The sequence below is a fragment of the Kribbella catacumbae DSM 19601 genome (genome assembly GCF_000372465.1).
GTDB classification, from domain to species: Bacteria; Actinomycetota; Actinomycetes; order Propionibacteriales; family Kribbellaceae; genus Kribbella; species Kribbella catacumbae.
In genome coordinates, this window is the sequence record NZ_AQUZ01000135.1 from 1 (window position 1) to 1,525 (window position 1,525).

At 66.4% G+C, this 1,525-nt stretch carries 4 protein-coding genes; all 4 read right to left on the reverse strand.

The genetic code is table 11. The features are described from left to right. Positions 1–229 (reverse strand): hypothetical protein (locus tag A3ES_RS50825; protein ID WP_040457299.1); only part of this gene is annotated, 229 nt, incomplete at its 3' end. 228 nt (positions 230–457) lie between these two features. Continuing rightward, positions 458–1,054, reverse strand: coding sequence for a hypothetical protein (locus tag A3ES_RS0145555; RefSeq protein ID WP_020393484.1), 597 nt, complete (start codon positions 1,052–1,054; stop codon positions 458–460). After that, on the reverse strand, positions 1,054–1,275 hold the full coding sequence (locus A3ES_RS0145560; RefSeq protein ID WP_020393485.1) for a hypothetical protein: 222 nt from the start codon (positions 1,273–1,275) through the stop codon (positions 1,054–1,056). The genes A3ES_RS0145555 and A3ES_RS0145560 overlap by 1 nt, the downstream gene beginning before the upstream one ends. Further along, the coding region (locus tag A3ES_RS50830) for a hypothetical protein (protein WP_040457300.1) at positions 1,275–1,525 on the reverse strand (251 nt) is incomplete at its 5' end. The genes A3ES_RS0145560 and A3ES_RS50830, both read right to left, overlap by 1 nt.

A 1,525-nucleotide genomic window follows, 5' to 3' on the forward strand; every position in this document is an offset into this window, starting at 1 on the left:
CCTTCTTCTCGACCAGGCGCTCCAGTTCCTCCTTCGCCATCCAGGTCTTGTCGATCGCCTGGTCGATGCGGAGGTCGAGCGTGTTGAAGGTCTTCGAGGTGGCGGCCTTCTCGGCCCGGGTGACCGGGAACTCGGGGTGCGGTCCCACCGGCGGCGGCGTCGGGTTCCTCGGGTTGAACGGGTCGCTGATCATCGCGGAGATGGGGTCGAGGTTGGGCTGGTCGGTCATGGTTCCTCCGGTGGTGGTGGGGTCGCTCTGGTCAGGAGCGGGTCCGACTGACAATCCGTGGTGGAGGTCCTGCCGTTACATCTGGAAGGCAGGGCACACGATAACGGTAATTATCGTGTTGCTTGAATGCTCTCATTCATGCCCGCATGTTGTCGAGCTGACATGCCCACAAGCATGCAAAGGCCCTCCGATTGCTCGGAGGGCCTGACCTGCAGAGACGCGGGCTAGCTACACCCAGGTCCGGGCCTCGTCCAGCTCCTTCGGGAAGCTGACGGGGCGCTCGCAGCTGCCGCAGATGTAGCCCAGGTCCTCCCCGTCGTTCGACGAACCATCGCTGATCACGAGGCCGCCACCGTCATCCTCGCGGTAGCTGACGTTGTTCCACGCCTCCTGCTGGTCGACCTGCCGAATATCGTCTACCGCGTGGCAGCCCTCGTGCGGGCACACCAGCATGATCGGCCCGAGGTCCTCGTCGTCGTCTTCGTCGTCGAACAGCTCGATGGTGATGAGCACCTCAGGCGCCGCGGCCTTGGCCTCGGTGCGCATCCGCTTGGTCTCGGCCTCCACGTGGAGTCGCAGCTTGAGGATCCGGTCGGCCAGCTCCATCACAGTGCGGGCGCTCCGGGCCGGCGGCTCCAGCTGGAGCTCGCGGCAGACCATGCTCGCCTCCTCCCACGTCGGTCGGGGCTCCGTACCCCAGAGCATCCCGAAAGCGGTGAAAGCGCCGGCGATCGCGCCCTGGTCGTTGTTCGCCAGGAAGGAGGCCCGGGCCATTCCCAGTGCGGAGGCAGCGCGCTCGTAGCGGTCGGCGGTGGTGGCAGTCATCAGTAGTCAGCTCCGGTGATCTCGTTGTACGGGGACAGGTACTCGTCTTCGAAGGACTCGGGGGGCAGCAGCCGGGCCTCGTGGCATCTGCGGCATCGGCCGCTCCAGCTGCAGCCGTTGATGTCGTTGCCGCAGGAGGTGCAGACGGAGACCCAGTCGCCGATCTGCGCGTCCCAGCGCCCGGACTCGTACTTGTCGGTGTCGCGGATCTGCCAGGCCATCAGCAGACACCTACGGTCAGCTCGTGCCGGAGGGCCAGGGTCGCGTTCCGGGCCGGGGTCTCGTCGTTCATGTCGCGCAGCGCGTCGCGGAGCACGATGCCCAGCTGCTCGCAGGGGCTGTCGTACAGGAGGCCCGCGAGGTAGCCGCCGTGGCTACGCAGCTTCTCGTACCGGGAGACGTCCCAGAACTCCATGTCGAGCAGCTTCTGGATCTCGCCGGTGACGGCGATGGCGTTGACCTTGCGGGGGG